The sequence below is a fragment of the Pseudoalteromonas sp. SR45-5 genome, from assembly GCF_014163565.1.
Taxonomy (GTDB): Bacteria; Pseudomonadota; Gammaproteobacteria; order Enterobacterales; family Alteromonadaceae; genus Pseudoalteromonas; species Pseudoalteromonas distincta.
The window spans coordinates 1-2704 of sequence record NZ_JACJDN010000544.1 but is presented as its reverse complement, the minus strand read 5'-3'; the positions used below and the strand labels follow the sequence as shown (position 1 = coordinate 2704).

The 2704-nt window shown below is 36.8% G+C and carries 3 protein-coding genes; all 3 read right to left on the bottom strand.

Translation table 11 applies throughout. From position 1 onward, the window contains the following. Positions 1-59: 59 nt before the first annotated feature. The gene (locus H5072_RS16285; RefSeq protein ID WP_076924937.1) at positions 60-380 is read right to left on the bottom strand and encodes a hypothetical protein; all 321 of its coding nucleotides are present in this window, start codon (positions 378-380) and stop codon (positions 60-62) included. Between the two features lie 9 nt (positions 381-389). Beyond that, complete coding sequence (locus tag H5072_RS16280) at positions 390-1133, bottom strand: nuclear transport factor 2 family protein (RefSeq protein WP_002962106.1); 744 nt, start codon at positions 1131-1133, stop codon at positions 390-392. Positions 1134-1383: 250 nt separating this feature from the next. Next, on the bottom strand, positions 1384-2127 hold the full coding sequence (locus tag H5072_RS16275) for a ferredoxin--NADP reductase (protein WP_182694121.1): 744 nt from the start codon (positions 2125-2127) through the stop codon (positions 1384-1386). Positions 2128-2704: the final 577 nt, after the last annotated feature.

The following is a 2704-nucleotide window of genomic DNA, read 5'->3' as shown; positions in this document are numbered from 1 at the left end:
AAAATAAATAAAAATGTACGTTTGAGGGGAGGCAATACCTAAGCTACAGCAATTAAACACTATCGCTTAAAGTATAAATCAATCGCTTTTGTGAGGAGCTCGTCGAGTTGTTCTTCAAATTCTTCAATATTAATATCAAAGTGCTTTAAGTAAGCCCGAGCCTGAGCAAGTGATAAATTACGGCTGTTAACGCTGTATTGTCGCTCGTCTATGGTTTTATCGTAACGTGGTAAAAATACAAATTGGCCATAAAAGGGGGATTTAATATGCTTGTTTGCAAAACGACAAAAATCTTCAACATGCTCAGCACCCTTAGGTCCAAGGCAACCTGGCTCAATGCGATACATTAAGCGAATTTTTTTGTCGTCATTTATTTGCATTTAAAGCCTTTATCTAAAAAACAGTACGCGTACTATTTTCCCATCTTTAATTTGATAACTCGAAATAAGTTCTGAGCGTTTATCAACTACGTTTTCGTCAGTTGAACAAGTTTCTGAAAGTTCGTGATCAATCACTATATCACCGTGCACTATGCGCTTAATTGGTGATGAGTGAATACACTTTAACTTTTTAAACATTAGCCCATAACGTTCTATTAGTTTTTCTTTACCTTTAAATAATAGCTCATTAGGGAAAATATAAAACTCAACATCTTCGGCATATACACGAAGAAACTCTTCAATGTTACGTGCGTTATATGCTTTAACTAGCTGCTCTACCACAGCAAGTGATTCGCGCGATTGTTTAGCTTTAGTTTGCTGCTTAACTGTAAGTGCTTCTTTTGCTTGAGTTACTGCTTTTTCAGCTTCGGCTACAGCCACTGCTTTTTCTATTTTATTTTTAGGCTTTTCAGCAGGTTTAATTTGCTCGTTACCTAATACTTTTGAATCGTCTGGTTTAGTCGCATCAATTGTTGGCTTTTTAAGCTCTGGCGCTTTGTATTCAAGCGTATTTACTTTGTCGTCAGTGTTGGTTTGAGTTACTGATTGCTCATTTTCAACTTTTGGCTTTTCAACGCTTGTTTGAGCTTCAACTTGCGGCTCTTTTTGCTCAGGCTCGCTTTGCTCTGCGGCATAAGTAATTAGCGCAACGGTAGTGACTAATGAGGCTAAAATAATAGATAACGGTTTCATAACTTTCCTAAAATGAACACTAAATACGTGTAATACCAATTACATTAAATAGGCGATCTATTATAGCGTTAAAAAATAGCGCAATAACAACGCGAAAATTGTGACATATAGTTGTTCTATATGAATAACCTTTAACGCAGTTAGTGAGTTATTTAATGCGATAGAATGATCATATTTTTGATAAAATTAGTATAAGGGTGCAACATAGCAAATTTTAACGTTATCGGGTAGTTAATACCACTACTGAAGCCTACCAGTACTGCTCTACCGTGATATTGCCGGGGTTTTTACGGCGGTTACGCGTAAATTTTTTATCGAGAAGTAGCGCGGTTGTGTCTTTTACCATTTGTGGATTTCCGCAAATCATAAATTGTGCGTTACTGGGCTTTGGGTCTAACTTTACATATTCAAACAAGCGGTTGCTCTCAATTGCGTTAGTAATTCGCCCACTTAAGCCTTGTAATGGCTCCTCTCTACTTACAACCGGAATATAGTTAAGTTGTGCTGGGTACACTCTTAATAGCTCGTTAATAAGTGCCTGATAGCTTAAGTCGTTATTAAAACGTACGCCATGCACTAAATTTAAAGTTTTGTATTTTTTCCATACATCGGGCTGTTGTAATATCGATAAAAAAGGCCCTATGGCAGTGCCAGTCCCTAACATCCAAAGCTGATCACTTTGTGGTATTTCATCAAGGGTAAAAAAGCCGGTTGCGTGTTGTTCTATTAATACGGTGTCGCCAGGTTGTAAGGTAGCTAAACGAGGAGAAAGCAAACCGTCAATTACGTTAATAAGATAAAACTCGAGATCGGGGTTTTCAGGGGCATTCACATATGAATAAGCCCGAGCAATACGTTTGTCGCCATCCATTATTGAAAGCTTTGTAAATTGGCCAGCTTTAAACGGCTCTACGTTTGCATTAACGGTTAAGCTAAAGAGTATTTCGCTCCACCACGTGACATTTTTTACTGTTGCTTCAACCCAATTAGACATAGTTACCTCTTGGTTTAGCTATTAAAGTTTTAAATAATTCACTCCATCAACATTAGCATTAAGTGACAAAGACTTACAGGAGAATATGACTAGATTTAAAGCAGTGATGTGTGCAGAATTTACCAATAAAATAATGTGAATAATCAGCTCTGCGATAAGAGTCATTAATTGCATAAGGGAAAGCGAAGCTGCAGTAACTAAGAAAAATTAAGTCAAAAAACAGTGTTTTTTATTTTATCACTTACTTTAAAAGCGCTGCGTCTTATATCACCATTAGTGAACTATTTACTTGAAAAACTATTGCACTAGGAGAAGCCAAAGAGGAGTAAATGAGAAGAGCTAAGCCAGAAAACGAGTATTTTATCACTGACTTTAAAAGCGCTGCGTCTTATATCACCATTAGTGAACTATTTACTTGAAAAACTATTGCACTAGGAGAAGCCAAAGAGGAGCAAATGAGAAGAACCAAGCCAGAAAATGAGTATTTTATCACTGACTCTAAAAGCGCTGCGTCTTATATCACCATTAGTGAACTATTTACTTGAAAAACTATTGCACTAGGAGAAGCCAAAGAGGA

Coding starts and splice junctions, on each gene's coding strand:
- H5072_RS16285 (WP_076924937.1), bottom strand. CDS start 380: ATGCAAATAAATGACGACAAAAAAATTCGCTTAATGTATCGCATTGAG.
- H5072_RS16280 (WP_002962106.1), bottom strand. CDS start 1,133: ATGAAACCGTTATCTATTATTTTAGCCTCATTAGTCACTACCGTTGCG.
- H5072_RS16275 (WP_182694121.1), bottom strand. CDS start 2,127: ATGTCTAATTGGGTTGAAGCAACAGTAAAAAATGTCACGTGGTGGAGC.